The organism is uncultured Maritalea sp. (genome assembly GCF_937139385.1).
Lineage (GTDB): Bacteria > Pseudomonadota > Alphaproteobacteria > Rhizobiales > Devosiaceae > Maritalea > Maritalea porphyrae_A.
This window is the reverse complement of record NZ_CAKZPW010000154.1, coordinates 1-18,507: the sequence shown is the minus strand read 5'-3', so window position 1 is coordinate 18,507 and position 18,507 is coordinate 1. Positions and strand designations below refer to the sequence as shown.

15 protein-coding genes and 1 pseudogene are annotated in these 18,507 nt (G+C 49.9%); all 16 read left to right on the top strand.

Annotated elements, in window-relative coordinates; all coding sequences use genetic code 11:
- Positions 1-59 precede the first annotated feature (59 nt).
- Positions 60-1,088 carry an ABC transporter permease gene (locus Q0231_RS06415; RefSeq protein WP_299346504.1) on the top strand — a complete coding sequence of 343 codons (1,029 nt, stop codon included), beginning with the start codon at positions 60-62 and terminating at the stop codon, positions 1,086-1,088.
- A complete protein-coding gene (locus Q0231_RS06410) occupies positions 1,085-1,918 on the top strand; it encodes an ABC transporter permease (RefSeq protein WP_299346501.1) in 834 nt (277 codons plus the stop codon). Before Q0231_RS06415 ends, Q0231_RS06410 begins: the two co-directional genes overlap by 4 nt.
- Positions 1,915-2,787 carry an ABC transporter ATP-binding protein gene (locus Q0231_RS06405; protein WP_299346498.1) on the top strand — a complete coding sequence of 291 codons (873 nt, stop codon included), beginning with the start codon at positions 1,915-1,917 and terminating at the stop codon, positions 2,785-2,787. The genes Q0231_RS06410 and Q0231_RS06405 overlap by 4 nt, the downstream gene beginning before the upstream one ends.
- Positions 2,784-3,590 (top strand): ABC transporter ATP-binding protein, encoded by an 807-nt coding sequence (locus Q0231_RS06400; protein WP_299346496.1) that lies wholly within the window; start codon positions 2,784-2,786, stop codon positions 3,588-3,590. Before Q0231_RS06405 ends, Q0231_RS06400 begins: the two co-directional genes overlap by 4 nt.
- Positions 3,587-4,081: a GAF domain-containing protein gene (locus Q0231_RS06395; RefSeq protein ID WP_299346493.1), complete on the top strand. Its 495-nt coding sequence runs from the start codon at positions 3,587-3,589 to the stop codon at positions 4,079-4,081. The genes Q0231_RS06400 and Q0231_RS06395 overlap by 4 nt, the downstream gene beginning before the upstream one ends.
- The gene (locus Q0231_RS06390) at positions 4,078-6,162 is read left to right on the top strand and encodes a hydantoinase/oxoprolinase family protein (protein WP_299346490.1); all 2,085 of its coding nucleotides are present in this window, start codon (positions 4,078-4,080) and stop codon (positions 6,160-6,162) included. Before Q0231_RS06395 ends, Q0231_RS06390 begins: the two co-directional genes overlap by 4 nt.
- Positions 6,159-7,826: a hydantoinase B/oxoprolinase family protein gene (locus Q0231_RS06385; RefSeq protein ID WP_299346487.1), complete on the top strand. Its 1,668-nt coding sequence runs from the start codon at positions 6,159-6,161 to the stop codon at positions 7,824-7,826. Before Q0231_RS06390 ends, Q0231_RS06385 begins: the two co-directional genes overlap by 4 nt.
- 4 nt (positions 7,827-7,830) lie before the next feature.
- Complete coding sequence (locus Q0231_RS06380; protein WP_299346484.1) at positions 7,831-8,649, top strand: aspartate/glutamate racemase family protein; 819 nt, start codon at positions 7,831-7,833, stop codon at positions 8,647-8,649.
- Complete coding sequence (locus Q0231_RS06375; RefSeq protein ID WP_299346481.1) at positions 8,642-9,448, top strand: aspartate/glutamate racemase family protein; 807 nt, start codon at positions 8,642-8,644, stop codon at positions 9,446-9,448. The genes Q0231_RS06380 and Q0231_RS06375 overlap by 8 nt, the downstream gene beginning before the upstream one ends.
- Before the next feature lie 208 nt (positions 9,449-9,656).
- Entirely contained in the window at positions 9,657-11,207 is a 1,551-nt protein-coding gene (locus Q0231_RS06370; protein WP_299346478.1) for a hydantoinase B/oxoprolinase family protein, read from the top strand.
- Between the two features lie 289 nt (positions 11,208-11,496).
- The gene (locus Q0231_RS06365) at positions 11,497-13,038 is read left to right on the top strand and encodes a LuxR C-terminal-related transcriptional regulator (RefSeq protein WP_299346475.1); all 1,542 of its coding nucleotides are present in this window, start codon (positions 11,497-11,499) and stop codon (positions 13,036-13,038) included.
- 79 nt (positions 13,039-13,117) lie between these two features.
- Positions 13,118-14,140 carry an ABC transporter permease gene (locus Q0231_RS06360; protein WP_299346472.1) on the top strand — a complete coding sequence of 341 codons (1,023 nt, stop codon included), beginning with the start codon at positions 13,118-13,120 and terminating at the stop codon, positions 14,138-14,140.
- A complete protein-coding gene (locus Q0231_RS06355; protein WP_299346469.1) occupies positions 14,137-15,021 on the top strand; it encodes an ABC transporter permease in 885 nt (294 codons plus the stop codon). Before Q0231_RS06360 ends, Q0231_RS06355 begins: the two co-directional genes overlap by 4 nt.
- Entirely contained in the window at positions 15,018-16,724 is a 1,707-nt protein-coding gene (locus Q0231_RS06350; protein ID WP_299346467.1) for an ABC transporter ATP-binding protein, read from the top strand. The genes Q0231_RS06355 and Q0231_RS06350 overlap by 4 nt, the downstream gene beginning before the upstream one ends.
- Before the next feature lie 2 nt (positions 16,725-16,726).
- Positions 16,727-18,271 carry a hydantoinase/oxoprolinase family protein gene (locus Q0231_RS06345; protein WP_299346464.1) on the top strand — a complete coding sequence of 515 codons (1,545 nt, stop codon included), beginning with the start codon at positions 16,727-16,729 and terminating at the stop codon, positions 18,269-18,271.
- Positions 18,264-18,507: pseudogene (locus tag Q0231_RS06340) on the top strand (hypothetical protein); the annotation flags it as partial. The gene Q0231_RS06345 and the pseudogene Q0231_RS06340, both read left to right, overlap by 8 nt.

Below are 18,507 nucleotides of genomic sequence, written 5' to 3'. Positions count from 1 at the left end.
CGGAGTGCTGGGTCGGCTCCCTCCAGCCCAGCACTCAACCTCCAAGGAAATTAGTTACGATGTCTCCTGTACTCCACTTGCTGATGCGACGTCTTGGTATATCCGTGATTGTCCTCATCGGTGTTTCGATGCTCATATTTGGAATTGCGAGGGTTATTCCAGGCGACCCGGCTCGAATTGCCCTTGGTCCGAACGCAACGCCAGAACAAGTCGTTGATTTGAGGCAAGAGCTTCATCTTGATGAGCCAATATTCGTACAATATGGATATTTTGTCGCGGATCTTTTTAAGGGTGACCTCGGCAAATCACTCTATACAAACCGACCTGTTGTGCAGGATATCGTGGAATTTCTTCCTGCAACATTGGAACTGGTCATAGCGGCAGGCATTTTGATGATTTGCATTGGTTTGCCACTAGGTATGGTATCTGCTCGATATCGCGGCCGTTGGCCCGATAACGTTATCCGAATTGTAACACTGCTTGGTGTCTCTGCTCCCAGTTTTGTCTGGGCTGTAATTCTAATGCTGTTGTTCGCGTTCTATTTGCCATTTTTTCCGATCGCCGGTCGCATCGCGGATTCGTATGATATTCAACGCATTACCGGTTTCTTGTTCATTGATACTTTATTAGTCGGAAACATAAGAGCTTTTGGCGATGCAGCTTGGCATTTGATCCTACCTGCATTTGCATTAGCTATTTCTGGGATTGGGCAAGCCGCGCGACTCACGCGGGCAAATATGGTTGAGACCTACGACAAGCCCTATATCGAAATGGCACAGGCTTATGGTTTCAAAGCCAGCAGAATTGCGTCCAAGTATGCCTTTAAGCCGTCCCTAATACCGTCGTTAACGATCATCGGTTTGGATTTTGCCGCGGCACTGGGCAACGCGTTTCTAGTAGAGGCTGTCTTTGCTTGGCCAGGTCTGTCGCGCTATGGCGTAGCGGTTATTCTGCGCAAAGACCTTAATGCCATCATCGGTACCGTGCTTATCATCTCCGCAACATTCCTAATCGTCAATCTAGTCGTGGACTTGCTGATCGCCTTCATAAACCCACGAATTCGCCATTCAGCGAGAGACTCCTCATGAAACGCTTTCTTGTTATTCTTCTGCGTAACCCACTCTCGCTTTTGGGTGTTGCCTTGATTTCTCTTGTTGTCATCCTAGCGGTGTTTGCCGATTTCATTGCTCCCTTTCCTGAACATAAGGGCGCCGTTGTTGAATTCCTACACGCCAACAAGCCACCAAGCGCAGAGTTCATAATGGGCACCGATCTTGTTGGCCGGGATCTGTTTAGCCGACTAATTTATGCTTACCGTGTTTCACTCGTCCTTGGCGTTGTGGTGCTCGGGATTGCTACACCAATTGGAGCTATCGTTGGCTTGCTTGCAGGCTATCTTGGCGGCTGGGTAGAATTTGTCCTCATGCGATTAACCGACGTTTTTCTGTCGATACCACCTCTAGTCCTTGCCATTGCGATGATGGGTGTGCTTGAGCCAACCCTAATGAACGCAATGCTTGCAGTTACGGCCATGTGGTGGCCTTGGTATGCGCGACTGGTGTATAATATTGCCCGATCTGAACGCGAAGAAGGCTATGTTCTAGCATCAGAAGTGATAGGTGCTTCAGCATGGCATACAGCGTTCCGCGAAATTCTACCGAATTGTTTGCCAGCGATTATTACAAAGATGACTTTAGATCTTGGCTTCGTAATCATCATTGCTTCTTCCCTATCATTCCTTGGACTTGGTGTGCAGCCGCCAACCCCTGATTTAGGGTCGATGGTTGCCGAAGGTGCGCGGTATTTGCCAGATAGTTGGTGGCTAACTGTGTTCCCTGGTTTGGCTATTTTGGTTGCAGTCTTTGGGTTCAATCTTGTCGGAGATGTACTGAGGGAAATTCTAGGGGCAGACCAATGACAAATGTTCTCAAAATTGAAAACCTTCATCTTAGTTTTCGTGGATATACTGGAACCTCAAAAGTTCTGCATGGAATCTCGCTTTCGATTAAAAAAGGTGAAAGGGTCGCTTTGGTCGGCGAAAGCGGATCTGGCAAGTCTGTAACAGCTCGGGTTATTCTTGGTCTGCTACAAGAACTTCGGACGTCGAAAATCAAAGGCGCGCTTGAGTTCAATGGCCAGAATTTGAACACTATGCACTCATCCGACTGGCAGGCATTGCGCGGCACTGACATGTCAATGATCTTTCAAGACCCAACATCTTCGTTAAACCCTGTTTTCACAATTGGAGATCAGTTTGTAGAGGTTTTACGTCGCCGCACGCCCAAGCTTGAAATCAAAGCGGCGCTTGTTCGAGCTGCAGAACTTCTAGTGTCAGTTTCGATCAACGATCATGAGCGTGTACTGAACGCCTTTCCGTTTCAGCTCTCGGGCGGAATGAATCAGCGCGTTGTCATTGCAATGGCATTGGCCAACAAACCAGCCTTATTGATCGCAGATGAACCTGGCACAGCACTCGATGTTACAGTGCAAGCTCAAACGCTTCGGTTGATGCAAGATCTCACTGAACAAAGTGGGACATCGGTACTCTTTATTTCCCACAACCTTGGCGTAGTACGAGAATTCGCGGATCGGGTTTATGTCATCTATCGTGGGAACATTGTTGAGAGTGGTCCAACCAAGACTATTTTTGAAAAACCTGGTCACGCATATACCCAGGCACTGATGTCAGCAGTTCCACGTTTGACTGGTGGTGGTATTCCCGAAATCGAAGATGATCGTGTGGCGTTTCTCGCACCTTCTGTATTCCATGATGAGGTTGGCCCATGAGCGCGCTTCTTGAATTGAAAAACATCCGCAAAGGTTTTGGCGCGGGTCCCAGTGAAGTCATTGCGGTTGATGATGTGTCGCTTTGCGTGCAGGAAGGTGAATGCCTTGCAATTGTTGGGGAGAGCGGTTCCGGAAAGACCACTTTAGCCAATATGATCTTGGGAATTTATGCTCAGTCATCCGGTCAAATTGAGTTTGACGGTCAATCCTTACCTGCAAAACGTGAACTATCGCATCGGCGCGCTATTCAATTAGTTCAGCAAAATCCACTCTCTTCATTGAACCCAAAACGTTCGGTTGGCGCATCAGTTCGGCTAGGACTTGACGTTTACGGTATTGGCGAGAAGCGTAAACGTTGGGAGTTGGTTGAGCAAGCGTTGGAAGACGTCGCTTTGCCAGCTGAGTTTCGCACGCGCTCGCCAAGTTCGTTGTCTGGTGGGCAGAGACAGCGAGTCGCAATTGCACGTGCTCTTGCGTGTCAATCACGGCTAGTAGTTTTGGATGAACCGACTTCTGCCCTCGATGTTTTGGTTCAATCAAGGGTGTTGCGGTTGCTTAACGATCTTCGCAGGGCAAAGGGATTGACCTACTTCTTTATTACCCATGATTTATCAGTTGTTCGCAATGTTGCTGATCGTGTCGCTGTCTTTAAGGCGGGGCAGTTGGTTGAGTGCGCCAAAACCGAAGATGTCTTTGAATCCCCACAACAAGAATACACACGACAACTAATTGCCGCAGTTCCCGTGGTGGCCGATGAAGAGCTAGCACTTAGGACAAAACTAACACAGGAGATTTCATCGTGAATGAAGTCATTTCAGCCGTTGCACAAGAGAAACAACAACCCAGAGTGACATTCGAATCCATCGACAACCTGGTTCAATCCACGGTTGGCGCACGTCTCTTCACAATCACGGAAATACTCCATGATCGAAAAGTCGCATTTCGTTGCTACACAAATATGCCAGATGCATACCCGACGACAGGTGAAAAGCCGTTGCGTGACGATAAATGGAGCGAAGTTGTTCACAACAGGCATGAGACATTCGTCGCAAATTCCATTGATGAGATAGCCGAGGTTTTTCCGGATTATGAACTCATCCAATCTTTAGGGTGTGAGAGTGTTCTGAACCTACCGATCGTGATCGAAGGCGAACTTCGGGGCACACTAAACCTCTTGGATAAGGCCGGATACTTCACAGCCGAACGTGTCAAGGCAGCAAAAACACTTCAGACCGCAGGAACCCTCGCCATTCTCATGGCTGAACGGTCGCGCACGAAAGGAAAGCAATCATGAGCAAGATAAACCGCCGGGTGGCAACAGATGTGGGCGGTACATTTACCGACCTTGTATGCTTTGAGACTAATACTGAAACAGGTGTTTCGCGCGTGATCACCTCTAAATCCGACACGACTCCTCCCGATTTTGAGAACGGCGTTCTGAACGTACTTGAAAAGGGGAATGTTGAAGCGTCCAGTATTGATTACTTTGCACACGGCACGACAGTGGTGATCAATGCGTTGACTGAACGTAAAGGCGTTGCTGTTGGCCTAATCACGACAGAAGGTTTCCGAGATGTTCTGGAAATCGCGCGAGGAAACCGGCCAGATTTCTTCAACTTGCATTACGAAAAACCAAAACCCTTCGTGCCGCGTTTCCTTCGACAAGAAGTGCCTGGACGCATGAGTTACAAAGGCAAAGAACGAGAGCCTTTAGATCTGTCAGTTCTTCCTTCTATCCTTGAGGACTTCCGTAAAGAAGGTGTGGAAGCCATTGCGATTAGTTTGCTGCATTCTTATGCCAATACATCACATGAAGAAGCTGTTCTTGCAGAGGTACAAAAACTTTGGCCTGAAGTGTCCGTCGTGGCGTCTCACCAAATCACACGGGAATGGCGCGAGTATGAACGCACAAACACAGCCGTTCTTTCCGCCTATGTGCAGCCAGTTGCAGCCCGCTACCTAGCTAAACTAGACGCAGGATTAAAATCGCGCGGTTTGAAAAACAACCCATATATCATGCAGTCAAACTGTGGCGTAGATTCGTTGGAAGCGACATCCAAAACACCCATCACTATGGTTGAGAGTGGCCCTGCTTCTGGTTTTTGGGGCGCTGCAGAGCTTGGCCGTTTGATTGGCGAAAACAACGTTCTTGCGCTCGACATTGGAGGCACAACCGCAAAATGTTCACTCATTGAAAACGGTGAAGTACGCATCATGACGGACTACTGGATTGAGAGATCGCGGAAGTCTGCTGGATATCCAATTATGGTACCTGTTGTTGATCTAGTGGAGATTGGCAACGGCGGTGGTTCGATTGCGTGGGTGGATGATTACGGGAAGATGCACGTGGGGCCTCAATCTGCTGGTGCATTGCCTGGACCTGCTGCTTACGGCAAAGGTGGCAAGAGCGCGACGACGACTGATGCTAATCTGTGGCTTGGCCGCATAAACAAAGACTATTTCTGTGGCGGGGCAATCGATGCGGACATGACATCTGCGGGGCACGCACTGAAGGAGCTTGGCGACAAACTTGGTGTCTCTGTCGACGAAGCGGCGGAAGGCATTGTGCGGATCGCCAACAACAACATGGTCAATGCGCTGAAACTGGTTTCATTGAACCGTGGGTTTGACACACGGGATTTCACGTTGCTGGCATTTGGCGGTGGGGGTGCTATGCATGCCGTTGCTTTGGGGCAGGAATTGCAAGTAAAAAAAGTTGTTGTACCTGCTGCTGCCGCAGTTTTCTCTGCGTGGGGTATGATGATGTCAGATCTACGCAGAGACTTTTTTGTGACGCGGCTGATGGAGCTCGCCGAAGGCACCGGTAACCGAATTGAAGCCATTTTTAATGAAACGGAAGAATCAGCCCTACAGACGTTTGGGGCAGAAGGCGTCTCTCAAGATCAGGTGACGTTCATGCGATATGGAAAGTTTCGCTATCAGAACCAAGAGCACACCACGGAAGTGTTGCTCGAAAATGGCACCATTAGCGATGCATCGTTGCAAAAGATAGCCGATGATTTCCACGAGGCCTACGAACGGGAATATACCTATCGACTGGACGCCCCGGTCGAAATGGTGGGCATTCATTTGGTCGCGAAAGCAGAAGTCGGCAAATTGGAGATGAAACCGGAAGTGTTGGGTGACGCCGATGCTTCACCAGCACGAAAGGGCACACGCGAGGTCAACTACGCGCTCGAAGGCAAACATGTCGCGTCGATTTATGACGGTGAGCGTCTGGAGCCTGGCATGGAGTTTTCTGGGCCTGCCGTCATTGAAGACAGCGGTACGACAATCGTAATTCATCCTCAAAATGCCGTCGCCATAGACGCATATCGTAACGTTCACATCACGTTGAATGGAGGTGTCCAATGACACAGGTCCAAGACGATCCAATCACCCTGGAAATAATCCAAAACTCTTTGCAAGCGGCCGCGGACGAAATGTTTGCTGCTATGCGCAAAACAGCGATGAGCTCAATTATCTATGAAGTACTCGACATGGGTACAGGCATTACCGATGCAGAGGGAAAGATTGCCTCTTCAGGCGCAGGTATACCTGCGTTTATCGGTGTTCTAGATAAATCTGTTCAGGTGATTTTGAACAAATTTGGCTACGATGGTGGTATCCAGCCTGGTGACGTCTTTATTACGAATGATCCTTACTATGGTGGCGTTACGCATTTGAATGATCTTGTTCTTGCCATGCCTGTTTTCTCAGGTGACAGGCTGATAGCGTGGGCTGCCAACATCGCGCATAATTCAGACGTTGGTGGAATGGCGCCAGGGTCACTATCTGGCGAAGCAACAGAGATCTTTCAAGAAGGACTGCGCCTACCAGCTGTAAAACTGATAAGCGAAGGCAACACTGAGCAGTCAGTAATGGACATTATTACGGTCAATTCTAGAATGCCTGATTTTCTTTTAGGTGATGTCTGGGCGGCCATCGCATCTGTTCGCGTCGGCGCAAAGCGTTTGGAAGAGTTGGCCGAGAAATACAGTGTCGAAACATTCGCAAGAGCCATGGAGGGGTTTATGTCCTTCGGTGAGAAGGCTGCTTTAACGGAACTCAAAAACCTACCCAAAGGCACCTTTGAGCTGAACGAAGATCAAGACGATGGACGGGTATTCAATGTAAAGGTCACGATTACGGACGAAGATTTTGTCGTCGATCTGCGAGATAACCCAGACCAAGATATCGGACCCACAAACACCAGTCGCGACGGGACCATGATATGCGCGCAGATGGTGTTCAAATCTATTACGGATTCACAAACCCCTGCAAATGATGGCTCTTTCCGGCCGCTAAAAGTTCTTACCCGAGAGGGATCTGTTTTCCATGCGCAAGAGCCTGCAGCAATCGGGTTCTATTTTGAAACCGAAGTTAGGGTTTATGATCTCATTTGGCGATGCCTCGCCCCTCACATTCCTGACCGGCTACCAGCCGGGCACTTCGCTTCTATTTGTGGCACATTCATTGGTGGAACACACCCTGACACCGGTCGTCAATATACCATTATTGAACCGCAAATTGGTGGATGGGGCGCATGGGAGGGACGTGATGGAAATCCGTGCATATTCTCAGGATTCCACGGTGAGACATACAACACGCCCGCTGAAATATCAGAGGCTCGTAATGGCCTCATAATCGACAAAATGGCATTGAACACGCAACCAGGCGGTGAAGGACAATATGCGGGCGGAAAAGGTTTGATCCTTGAGTATCGTATCCGCACGGACAATGGTTTTCTAACTGCTGGATATACACGATCCAAAGTTAAACCTTGGGCATTGGACGGCGGACACGAAGGATCGGGAAATTATATTGACGTTGTTCGTACTGATGGGAGCGTGGAAAACTATTCGTTTGTTTCAGAACTTAACGTCAGCAAGGATGATGTAATTCGGGTCGTGACCGCAAGCGGGGGAGGGTTTGGCGATCCAAAAGATCGCAACAAGTCTGCCATAGCATTGGATGTCAAAAACGGGCTGTTATCTGATAGCGATGCCGCAAGCATCTACGGCTATGTGGCGGGCTGAATTGATGACAAAAATCATGTACTTTAGCCCCGTGGCCCATCGGCCTGGCCATGACGAACTCTTTGCAAATATGGTTAGAGAATTCAAGGACTACTCTGCGGAGGTGCATGTTACGTGCTTGCCTGATGAGGCGGGTAAATTCAACCATGTCGAATTTCGAAGTTATGAAGCCATGGTTACGCCTCATATCATCCGTGGCGTACGAGCAGCCGCACGCGAGGGTTTTGATGCACTGGTGATCGGGTGTTTCTACGATACGGCCTTGAAAGCAGCACAAGAGATTTCCGGCGATATGATTGTCACCGCACCATGTGTTGCCTCTTGCGATATTGCATCAAGCCTGTCCAATCAGTTTGGCATAATTGTTGGACGACAGAAATGGGTAGATCAGATGCATTCCACCGTTCACGATAATGGATATGGTCGCCGACTGACGGGATTCTACCCAGCAGGTCTTGGGGTAACCGAATTTCAGAAGGACCACAACGTGACGGCGCGATGTTTGAAGGACGCAGCGCGAATCGCTGTCGAAAATGATCATGCCGAGGCTCTCGTTTTGGGCTGTACGATGGAAATCGGTTTTTACAAGGAACTCGAGAAAGATTTTGGCGTTCCGGTTTTCGATCCTGCAATTGCAGCGTTTAGACGCGCACAAAATCTTGCCAACTTGAAAAAAGACTGCGGGTGGAAACCAAGCAGAAAATGGTCGTGTGAAGCCCCCCCTGAATCAGAATTGGAGGTCTTGAAAATTTTTGATCAAGGCAATCCATTTGGAAACCGCATTGTTATTCCAGCTCAAAATCTAGGAGAAAAAAATGTCTGAGACCTCGCGAAAAATAATGTACTTGAACCCAGTTGGTACATCTTCGTATGACCAGGTTTTTGCCGATATGGCCAAAAAGTACAAACAGCCTGGCACAGAAGTGCACATTACCTCGCTGGACGCTTCCGTGGGAGCGTTCACTCATATCGAGTTTCGCTCTTATGAGGCAATGGTCACCGCGGGTATTATTCGGGCGACGCGGGCGGCTGCGCGAGAAGGTTTCGATGCGCTCGCGATAGGCTGTTTTTATGACACTGCCCTGCATGATGCACGTGAAATTTCAGGTAATATGGTTGTGACTGCTCCTTGTCTCGCATCTTGTCGTCTAGCGACTAATCTTTCCAATCGTTTTGGTGTTATTGTGGGTCGACGAAAGTGGGTCGATCAAATGAAATCCACCGTCAACGGTTATGGCTTTGAGACCGCCTGCGCCGGCTTTTACGATGTCAATCTTGGGGTTGACGACTTCCAGACTGATCATAAACGAACCAATGAATTGCTCACAGGTGCCGCTGAGGAGGCTGTTGAGAAAGGTCATGCAGAATCCGTCATACTAGGATGCACGATGGAAATTGGCTTTCATGAAACGTTAGAAAAACACCTTGGTGTTCCTGTCATAGATGTTTCCATCGCAGCGCTAAAAGAAGCGGAATACGCGGCTGAGATGAAGACAAAATGCAATTGGATACCCAGTCGAAAATGGTCTTGTGAATCTCCCTCAGAAGAGGAAATGGCTACAATCGGTGTATTTGATAGTTCAAACATCTTTGGAAACCGCATCATCGTGGAAGCCAACTAAATTGTGAGCAGTATGCCTTGGCATTGAAGGCCGTGAAGAGCCTATATATCTGCTCCCACCGAAACGAAATTGGCTGAAACTATTGTCCTTTCAATAGAACCAAGAGTGTGTTTGCCAAGTCAATTTGGTCTTCGGCTCCAGGAATTCGTTTTCCAACGAGCCGATGGCCCTGAACCTCTTTCTGAACTCCCACTGATTTGGTAGAATTATGACATGTGACCCGTTTACAATCTCTGTAATACAAGCCGGACTTACTGCGGCGGCCGATGAAATGTTCGCAGTTTTGCGCAAAACGGCGATGAGCCCCATTATTTATGAGGTGCTCGACGTGGGAACAGGAATAATGGATGGAACTGGCAATTTAGTAAGTTCGGGCGCTGGAATCCCCACATTCGTTGGTGTCTTAGACAAGGCTGTTCAGTTCATCATTGGTAAACATGGACAAACCATCGCTGAAGGCGACGTGTTCGTCACCAACGATCCAAACTTTGGTGGTGTGACGCACCTAAATGACGTTGTAATTGCAAAACCCGTCTTTTTTGACGGTGAGTGCGTGGCTTGGACTGCCTCTATCGCGCATTGGGGGGATGTCGGTGGCAAAGTTCCTGGTTCCATGGCGACCGATGTTACCGAAATTTTTGCAGAAGGACTTCGCCTTCCGTGCGTACGCTTGATTGAAAAAGGCCGTGAGATTGCTGGGGTCTTTGACATTATTCGCGTAAATTCCCGTTTGCCGGATTTTGTGAAGGGTGATCTTTGGGCACAACTAGCAGCAAGCCGAAGTGCAGAAAAACAAATCAATAGTCTTTTCAAAACTTACGGTACAGCTGCGGTCCTCCAGGCAATAGAGGATGCTTATGACACTGCGTTAACACGCTCAAAAGAGGGGCTAGCAGGATTGCCAAAAGGCACTTTTGCAATCGAAGAAGAGCAAGATGACGGTGCCATTTGGCGAAGCTCAATCACCATAACGGACGATGAATTTCTGGTGGATCTGCGCGACAATCCAATCGAGCTAGATGGGCCGTATAACACAAGTCGGGACGGGTCTGTTATTTCCTGTCAAATGATCTTTAAGGCCCTAACAGATCCTGAAAGGTTTGCAAATGCCGGGTCATTCGCACCACTCCGCGTGCTGACAAAAGAAAAAACCATTTTTCATGCCGGCCCAACAGCGCCGCAAGGGTACTATTTTGAAACACGCATTCGCCTTTTTGATTTACTCTGGCAATGCATGGCAAAGGCCATTCCTGAACGCCTTCCGGCTGGAAGCTTTTCATCAATTTTTGGAACGGTTATTGCAGGAGTTCATCCTGATTTCGAACGAAACTACACGATGGTAGAACCGCAGATGGGTGGATGGGGCGCGACGTCGGAACGCGACGGCATGTCGGCGATGTTCTCCACCAGTCATGGCGACACTTTTAACTGCCCTGTTGAAATCTGTGAAGCACGCTATGGTTTGAATGTTGTCCAAAAAGGCTTGGCCGAGCGTGCCGAGTACCGCAATGGATATTCTGGCGGTCATGGGGTTCGACTAGAATACGAATTGCGGGCGGATGCTATACTTTCTGCTGGGTATACACGTGCAAGAATTCCGGTTTGGTCAAAAGACAGTTGTCCTCCGGGTGGGGTAAATTCCCTGACAGTTGTGAGGAAAACAGGCGAGCCGGAACGCTATCAGTTTGTGAGTGGTTTGAAACTAACTACGGGTGATCGCGTGATCATTCAAAGCGCGAATGGCGGCAATTCAAATTGATTTTGACGATCTAGATGCTCTGCTCTACCGCCCAGTTTATGTGTGCCCGTAGCAGCCCCACCTGATAGATTTGCGTCGCGCCGTGCTCAGACTGTCCGTCTTCAGGGTAGTACATGTAACTGAGCAGATGCGCAAAACGTGGGCATCTGCTTGTTCTAATCGACCAAACCCTCTTTGTCTAAGTTGGAGCCAACGACTGACTGTTTTTTCTGTGGGGGGGAGGTGCATCTTGAAAGTGGGAATGACGGTTATACTTGACTAACAGGACAACAGTTATAGGGTTCAAACTATGTGCAACCTTGCCGATACCGGCATTACAAACGACATTTTGTGTGCCTTTGAGGCCGGGGAGAGAGATCTTGGTATCGGCCTATTTGAGGGCGCCGGAGGTGAACTTTTTGCACTTTTTCACGGCTATGAGAACCTTGAAAAGATTCTTTCGGTCATGCCTGAAGGCTTATGGCGTGAACATGAATCGTTTCTTGGCGCATACATGATTTATCTAGCCAAGCATGGCAGAGCCGGGCGGGCAATGGCCCTTCTAAATGATCCTGAATTGATCTTTGAACGAACGTTCAAATCTGATTTGTTTGCTCTTTTTATGTCTATTCATCTGGGTGACCCGGTGAGCACCAAACAATTGAACAAATGGATCAATATTGAGCGGCGACTTCCGCTTGCCAACCCCTTGCTTGAGGGCCTGTTCTACAATTGTATGTTGGCCTTCTTTGTTCAACACGGGCGCATTGAAGAGGCACGCATAGCCGGTACTCGCGCCATCACCGCTTTTAGAGACGCAAACCACCAGTATTTAGAGCATTTCATACATTTACATTTGGCAGATCTCTCCATCATGGAAGGGCGACTGCGCGATGCTCGGCGTCACTTGAACTTCGGAATACAGCTGTTTCGCGCGTCAGGCCAAGTATACGGAAATGAAGAGGCCATTATTGAGATAATCCAGCTAACGCTCGACTACGAAACCGGACATTTTGAACATATCCCTGCGCGAGCGGAAACGCTGCGGCGTTCCCTTTTGGCCCACGATAGCTGGGCAACAATTTACGTACAACTGGCTAGAATTACCGTGAAAAGTGTGTTTTTTCTGCAAGGGCGAAACACCGCACTAGCCGAACTGGAAAAACTACGGACTGGCTACACTGAACGTCATGGCGGGGTCACAGAAGTGCTCGCAGCTTTAGAGGTTTCAATTGATCGGCTGGATGGTCGGCTGGGCGACGCTGAAGTTGGCGCGATGGCCCTGGATCCTCAGAAATTGCATAGCCCAATCGGGCAAACGCTCTTGCGTGAAGTCGCAACTCAAGAAATGGAGCCCGATGGAACGGAGGTAGAATTTTCCTCTCCACGCACGAGCATAGTCGATGCTTTGCAACACGCCCGTCAAGAGGCTGGACATCAACGCAGAAGGTTGGTTGAAAAAGCATTTTGGCTCGCCGTCAAAGAAGCGCACGCGGCGCCGTTTATAGAGCATCGCGACGTGCTAACTGGAATTGGCGCGCGCTTGTCCTCGGGTCGGTTTGCACGTGGGCATATTCAACTTGCACGGCTGGCACGACGTACCGTTGATATTATTCGGCGCAGCTATTGGATGCCAGCGGGTTTGCGAGACCTTAACATCACATACCACCAGTACAGGGTTGTTACAGCGCTGCAATCAGGTGCGAGCAACAAGGAAATTGCTCGCTCTTTGGCCGTTAGCGAGGCGACGATTAAGTATCATCTTGCCCACCTCTATCGAGTATTTGGAGTCAAAAAACGAGGTGAACTTGTTGAAAAATTTATGTTAATTCAGATAAATCATAAAAACTAGACTACTTGGAATAAAACTATCCATTATTCCAATATCTCTATCACAGTTTGCGGCGCTAAGTTGATTGTGGAGGTTCTGGATGGTTTCGTATTTATTTCGCAGAAGCATATCATTGTTCTTTGTTTTGCTTGGTTTGGCTATTCTAATATTTGTGATTGCGCGCATTGTCCCCGGCGATCCGGCACGGATTGCACTGGGGCCCAAGGCTACGCCAGAGCAGGTTCTGCAACTGCAGGTTGAAATGGGTCTAGATCAGCCTTTTCTCGTTCAACTGGGTACCTATCTGCATGGGCTTGCAAATGGTGATCTTGGCAAATCTCTATTGACGTCGCGCCCCGTGCTCGACGACATTATGGCCGCGCTACCGGCGACGTTCGAACTGGTCCTGTTCACGATCATACTGCAAATCGTTATTTCCATCCCGCTCGGCATATTGGCGGCGTCATACCGAAACACCTGGTTGGACAATGTCACGCGGATTTTTTCTTTGATCGGCGTAGTAACGCCTGGCTTCGTGCTGGCGATCATTTTGCAACTGTTGGCCGCCCACTATTGGGGGTTCCTGCCCATCACAGGGCGGCTTGACGGCGGTGTCGATTTTAACGCCGATATTACGGGCCTCTTACTCGTGGATGGTGTTCTAAAATGGCGATGGGATGTGGTTGGAGATGCATTGCGGCATTTGATATTGCCCTCTATCGCATTGGCAGCAGCAGGTATTGGCCAGGTGGTCAGGATCACCCGTGCGGCCATGATTGAAGTTTCGAGCCGAGATTTTGTAGAAGCCGCGCGTGCTTACGGCATCCCGGAGCGCGTGGTGACTTTTCGCTATATGTTGCGCGTCTCGGCTGTCGCACCACTCACCATTCTAGGACTTGAATTTGCTTCACTCATTGGCAACGCCTTTATTGTTGAGTTCGTGTTTTCTTGGCCCGGCATTGCCAGTTATGGCGTGCGGACAATCTTACAAAAAGACCTTAATGCAGTGATCGGTGTTGTGCTGTTTTCCGGTGTTTTCTTTGTGATCGCAAACCTTGTAATTGATACCATACTTGGCATTCTTGATCCGCGTCACCGGCTGAATTCGGAGGACAGCAAATGAGCGGCGCAAACGAAGTAATTGGCAACGCAACCCGCGGGTTAACGTCGCGACAAATGGCGATGTATCGGTTTACACGCAATCCGGCGGCACTGTTTGGCGCGATTATTGTGATCTGTGTCATTGTTGCAGCCGTTTTTGCACCTCTGCTTGCACCATCGCCCGAAAGTGCCGGTTCGATGGTTGATTTCCGCAACCGTCATCAGGCCCCAAGTTGGGACCATCTGATGGGCACCGATAATGTCGGTCGCGATGTTTTCTCTCGTGTGCTTTTTGGCTACCGAGTTTCGCTTGGTCTTGTGGTTGGTGTTTTGGGTGTAGCCGTGCCGTTTGGTGTGGTTCTGGGACTTGTCGCCGGATACTTCGGTGGGTGGACCGAAACGATCATCATGCGCTTTACCGATGTGATGTTGGCCTTGCCGCCGCTGGCGATGGCGTTGGCGATTACTGCAGTTTTGTCACCTAACCTGGTCAACGCGATGATTGCGATTACTTTGCTGTGGTGGACTTGGCACACGCGCTTGATCTACCGGATCGTCAAAGGTCAGATGAACGAAGACTACGTTGAGGCCGCCAAGCTGGCCGGGGCCTCCCATGTTCATATTCTCTTTCGCGAACTGCTGCCCAATTGCATCTCCGCCATTGCGGTTAAAGTTTCGCTGGATGCTGGTTTTGTGATCCTGTTCGGGGCTTCTCTTTCTTTTCTCGGCCTTGGTATCCGGCCCCCGACACCCGACTTAGGCACAATGGTTGCCACCGGGTCAGAATACATGCCGGAGATGTGGTGGCAGGCCGTTATGCCCGGCCTAGCGATCCTTTTTGCCACCCTTGGCTTCAACCTATTGGGTGACGGGCTACGTGACATGATGGATGTAGAAGTATGAATGCGCCATTGTTAGATATTCAAGGACTTAGCATCGGTTTTCGCGCTTATGGCCAATATCGGCGGGTGCTAGATGATGTTTCGCTCAGTGTTGGCGAAGGGGAACGCGTGTCGCTGATTGGACAATCAGGGTCCGGTAAAACCGTCACCATGCGCACCATAATTGGCACGTTGCCAATGCCGCCAGGTCATATCGAAAGCGGAAGCATAAATTACGACGGGCGCTCATTAATTGATCTAAACAAGGTGGAACGCAACAAGCTTAAAGGCACCGGTATCTCGATCATTCTTCAAGACCCGATGCTGTCGTTCAACCCGGTTCTGACGATCCGACGGCAAATGGACGATATCGTGCGATATGCAGATATCCGGCTCGGTCGATCCCAAAGCCGCGCAGAGCGAGAAGCGCATATTTTGGACACGCTTTCAAAGGTTCAACTTGCTGACGGGGCGCGCGTTCTGGACAGTTATCCCGTCATGTTGTCGGGCGGCATGCGCCAAAGGGTGCTGATTGCGATGGCACTATTGAATAAACCCCGTTTGTTGATCGCAGATGAACCGGGCACTGCGCTAGACGTGACAACGCAAGATGAGATTCTTGGGCTCCTAAACGGGTTGGTCGCCGAAGAGGGGCTATCTCTTTTGCTGATTACCCACAATCTTGGCGTCGTGCGTGAAATGGCCGACAGGGTCTATGTCATGGATAAAGGCCGTATCGTTGAAACAGGCCCTCGTGATGAAATATTTAGGGCGCCTAAGCATGCCTACACTAAACAGTTGATGGCCGCGGTGCCTCCGCTTTACGGCCCCGATGTACACACGGTGACAAACACAAAGACTGATCCTGCTGCGGCTATTTCAATTCAGGGTGTGTCCAAGGATTTTCACGCTCGATCGGGCTTTTTCAATCAACACCGAACCGTGCATAGAGCCGTCGATAATGTGTCCATTGACGTGAATTCTGGCGATATTTTCGGTCTCGCAGGTGAGAGTGGATCGGGTAAGACCACATTGGCCAAAATGACCCTTGGGCTTATTCGCCCAACACAGGGTCTGATCCGGATTGACGGACAAGATGTTGCTGAGACCGCAGGCACGACAGATTTTCGCAAGCTTATCCAAATCGTTTATCAAAATCCCGGGTCGTCGTTAAATCCGCGCCGGACCATCGCCGATCAAATCGCGGTGCCGCTAAAGTTTACTAACCACGCGTCCTCAGAGATTTCCGCGCGCGTCGCTGAGCTGCTGGAAATGGTCGATTTGCCAGCAGACATGGCGAACATGTATCCGCACGAGCTGTCTGGCGGGCAAAAACAACGGGTGGCAATCGCCCGGGCTTTGTCAGTCAATCCACGCATTTTGGTGCTGGACGAGCCAACAAGTGCGTTGGATGTACTCGTACAATCGACCGTGATTGAGCTGCTGCACAGGCTGCGCGAGCAGTTCGATCTAACCTATCTGTTTATTAGCCACGACCTATCGCTCATGCGCAATTTCTGCAATCGCGTTGGCGTTATGTGGCGCGGTGCCATTGTTGAGGAAGGCGCCGTCGATAAAGTCTTTGATACACCTCAGCACTCTTATACGCGTGCGTTGCTGTCAGCTATTCCCGTTACAACGGACGCCGCAGAAGCGCAAAAACCCAAAATTAGTAAAGAAGAACGTGCGGCGGTGCTTAATCCCACCACGGCACTTGGAGGATAGTGATGTTTCGGATTGGTGTAGATGTTGGTGGTACAAATACCGACGCCGTAATTATGGATGGCGATGCGATCCTTGCCGGGGTGAAATCACCCACAACCGAGGACGTAATGGGGGGCGTTGCTGAGAGCATTACCAAAGCGCTCGAACAATCGGGCGTGCCCAAAGATCAAGTTTCGTCAGTGATGATCGGCACCACGCATTTTGTAAACGCGGTTGTTGAACGTCGACATATGGAACGCACGGCTGCGGTACGTCTTTGTTTGCCTGCTGCCCAATGTCTGCCCCCGATGGTCGATTGGCCCGACGACATGCGCGATGCAGTTGGCGGAAAATTCTGGTTGGCAAAGGGAGGCCACGAATTTGATGGGCGCGAAATCAGTCCATTGGACATGACTGAGTTGGACACGATCGCCGCCGAAATCGGCGCAGCTGGTATTAATTCCATTGCGATTTCTTCTGTCTTTTCACCTGTGAATGACAAGATGGAAAAAATAGCCATGGAGCGGTTAAAAGAAAGATTGCCGCAAGCCGATTTCACACTTTCCTCTGAAATTGGCCGTTTGGGCATTCTTGAACGTGAAAATGCCGCCATCATGAACGCATCACTGCGTGGCCTGTCTCGGAAAACGGTGGCGGCGTTTGGTGATGCGCTTGAAAATGTTGGGCTGTCCTGCCCCTACTACATAACGCAGAACGACGGCACGCTGATGAACCGTGACTTCGTGCAGGCCTATCCCGTTCTTACCTTTGCTTCGGGCCCGACCAATTCCATGCGGGGCGCTTCTTTCCTCTCAGGTGAGACCGACGCCATTGTTGTGGATGTGGGCGGCACGACCACAGATGTGGGTGCGCTTGTGAAAGGTTTCCCTCGCCAAGCAAGCACAACCGTTGATGTCGGTGGTGTGCGCACAAATTTCCGTATGCCGGATGTATATTCGATTGCCTTGGGTGGTGGAACCATTATTGAGGGCGATGGGGATGCCATGACCGTTGGGCCTCGATCTGTCGGCTATCGCATCTTGCAAGAGGCCCTAATCTTTGGTGGCGAGACCACAACAACAACCGATGTGGTTGTTGGGCTCGGGCTGGAGGAGATCGGCGATGTCGACCAAGCCAAATCAATTGGTGCTGACAAACTGCACGCGGCTAAAGCTAAAATCGATGAAATGATCGTGAACGCGGTCGAGCGGATGCGCGTATCCCCCGCGCCGATACCGATCCTTGCTGTTGGCGGCGGTTCGATATTAATGCCCGAGCAAGTCGGTGATCTCAGGGTTATTCGGCCAGAACATTTTTCAGTCGCTAACGCCGTTGGTGCCGCTATTGGTCAAATCTCTGGCGAAGTTGACCGCATTTTTTCTCTTGCCAAGATCACGCGGGAAGACGCATTGGCGCAGGCTAGAAAAGAAGCAACTGAAAAAGCGATTGCTGCTGGCGCGCAACCCGATAGCATTGAATTGCTGGACCAAGAAGACGTACCACTGGCCTATTTGCCCGGCGATGCCACTCGCATCCGCCTAAAAGTTGTGGGGTCCATGCATGACTGATATTTTGCGCGAAATTACATTGGAGGATTTGGACGCGCTTGAAATTGGCTATTGGGATGCGTTTTTGCTAGCCGGACGTTACACATTGCTGGAACAAACACCATTGGATGAATTATTCCCGGCATGCCAGGCGGCAGGCACTTCAATCATCTGTGGCGGACCTTTCAACTCAGGTATTCTGGTCGGTCGCGAAATGTGGAACTACGCCAAAGCACCCAGCGAGATGGTGGACAAAG

Bases quoted from the DNA above. Each gene is read 5' to 3' on its own strand.
- Q0231_RS06370 (WP_299346478.1), top strand. From the start codon at position 9,657: ATGACATGTGACCCGTTTACAATCTCTGTAATACAAGCCGGACTTACT.
- Q0231_RS06375 (WP_299346481.1), top strand. From the start codon at position 8,642: ATGTCTGAGACCTCGCGAAAAATAATGTACTTGAACCCAGTTGGTACA.
- Q0231_RS06365 (WP_299346475.1), top strand. From the start codon at position 11,497: ATGTGCAACCTTGCCGATACCGGCATTACAAACGACATTTTGTGTGCC.
- Q0231_RS06410 (WP_299346501.1), top strand. From the start codon at position 1,085: ATGAAACGCTTTCTTGTTATTCTTCTGCGTAACCCACTCTCGCTTTTG.
- Q0231_RS06360 (WP_299346472.1), top strand. From the start codon at position 13,118: ATGGTTTCGTATTTATTTCGCAGAAGCATATCATTGTTCTTTGTTTTG.
- Q0231_RS06390 (WP_299346490.1), top strand. From the start codon at position 4,078: ATGAGCAAGATAAACCGCCGGGTGGCAACAGATGTGGGCGGTACATTT.
- Q0231_RS06385 (WP_299346487.1), top strand. From the start codon at position 6,159: ATGACACAGGTCCAAGACGATCCAATCACCCTGGAAATAATCCAAAAC.
- Q0231_RS06345 (WP_299346464.1), top strand. From the start codon at position 16,727: ATGTTTCGGATTGGTGTAGATGTTGGTGGTACAAATACCGACGCCGTA.
- Q0231_RS06405 (WP_299346498.1), top strand. From the start codon at position 1,915: ATGACAAATGTTCTCAAAATTGAAAACCTTCATCTTAGTTTTCGTGGA.
- Q0231_RS06350 (WP_299346467.1), top strand. From the start codon at position 15,018: ATGAATGCGCCATTGTTAGATATTCAAGGACTTAGCATCGGTTTTCGC.
- Q0231_RS06355 (WP_299346469.1), top strand. From the start codon at position 14,137: ATGAGCGGCGCAAACGAAGTAATTGGCAACGCAACCCGCGGGTTAACG.
- Q0231_RS06380 (WP_299346484.1), top strand. From the start codon at position 7,831: ATGACAAAAATCATGTACTTTAGCCCCGTGGCCCATCGGCCTGGCCAT.
- Q0231_RS06415 (WP_299346504.1), top strand. From the start codon at position 60: ATGTCTCCTGTACTCCACTTGCTGATGCGACGTCTTGGTATATCCGTG.
- Q0231_RS06400 (WP_299346496.1), top strand. From the start codon at position 2,784: ATGAGCGCGCTTCTTGAATTGAAAAACATCCGCAAAGGTTTTGGCGCG.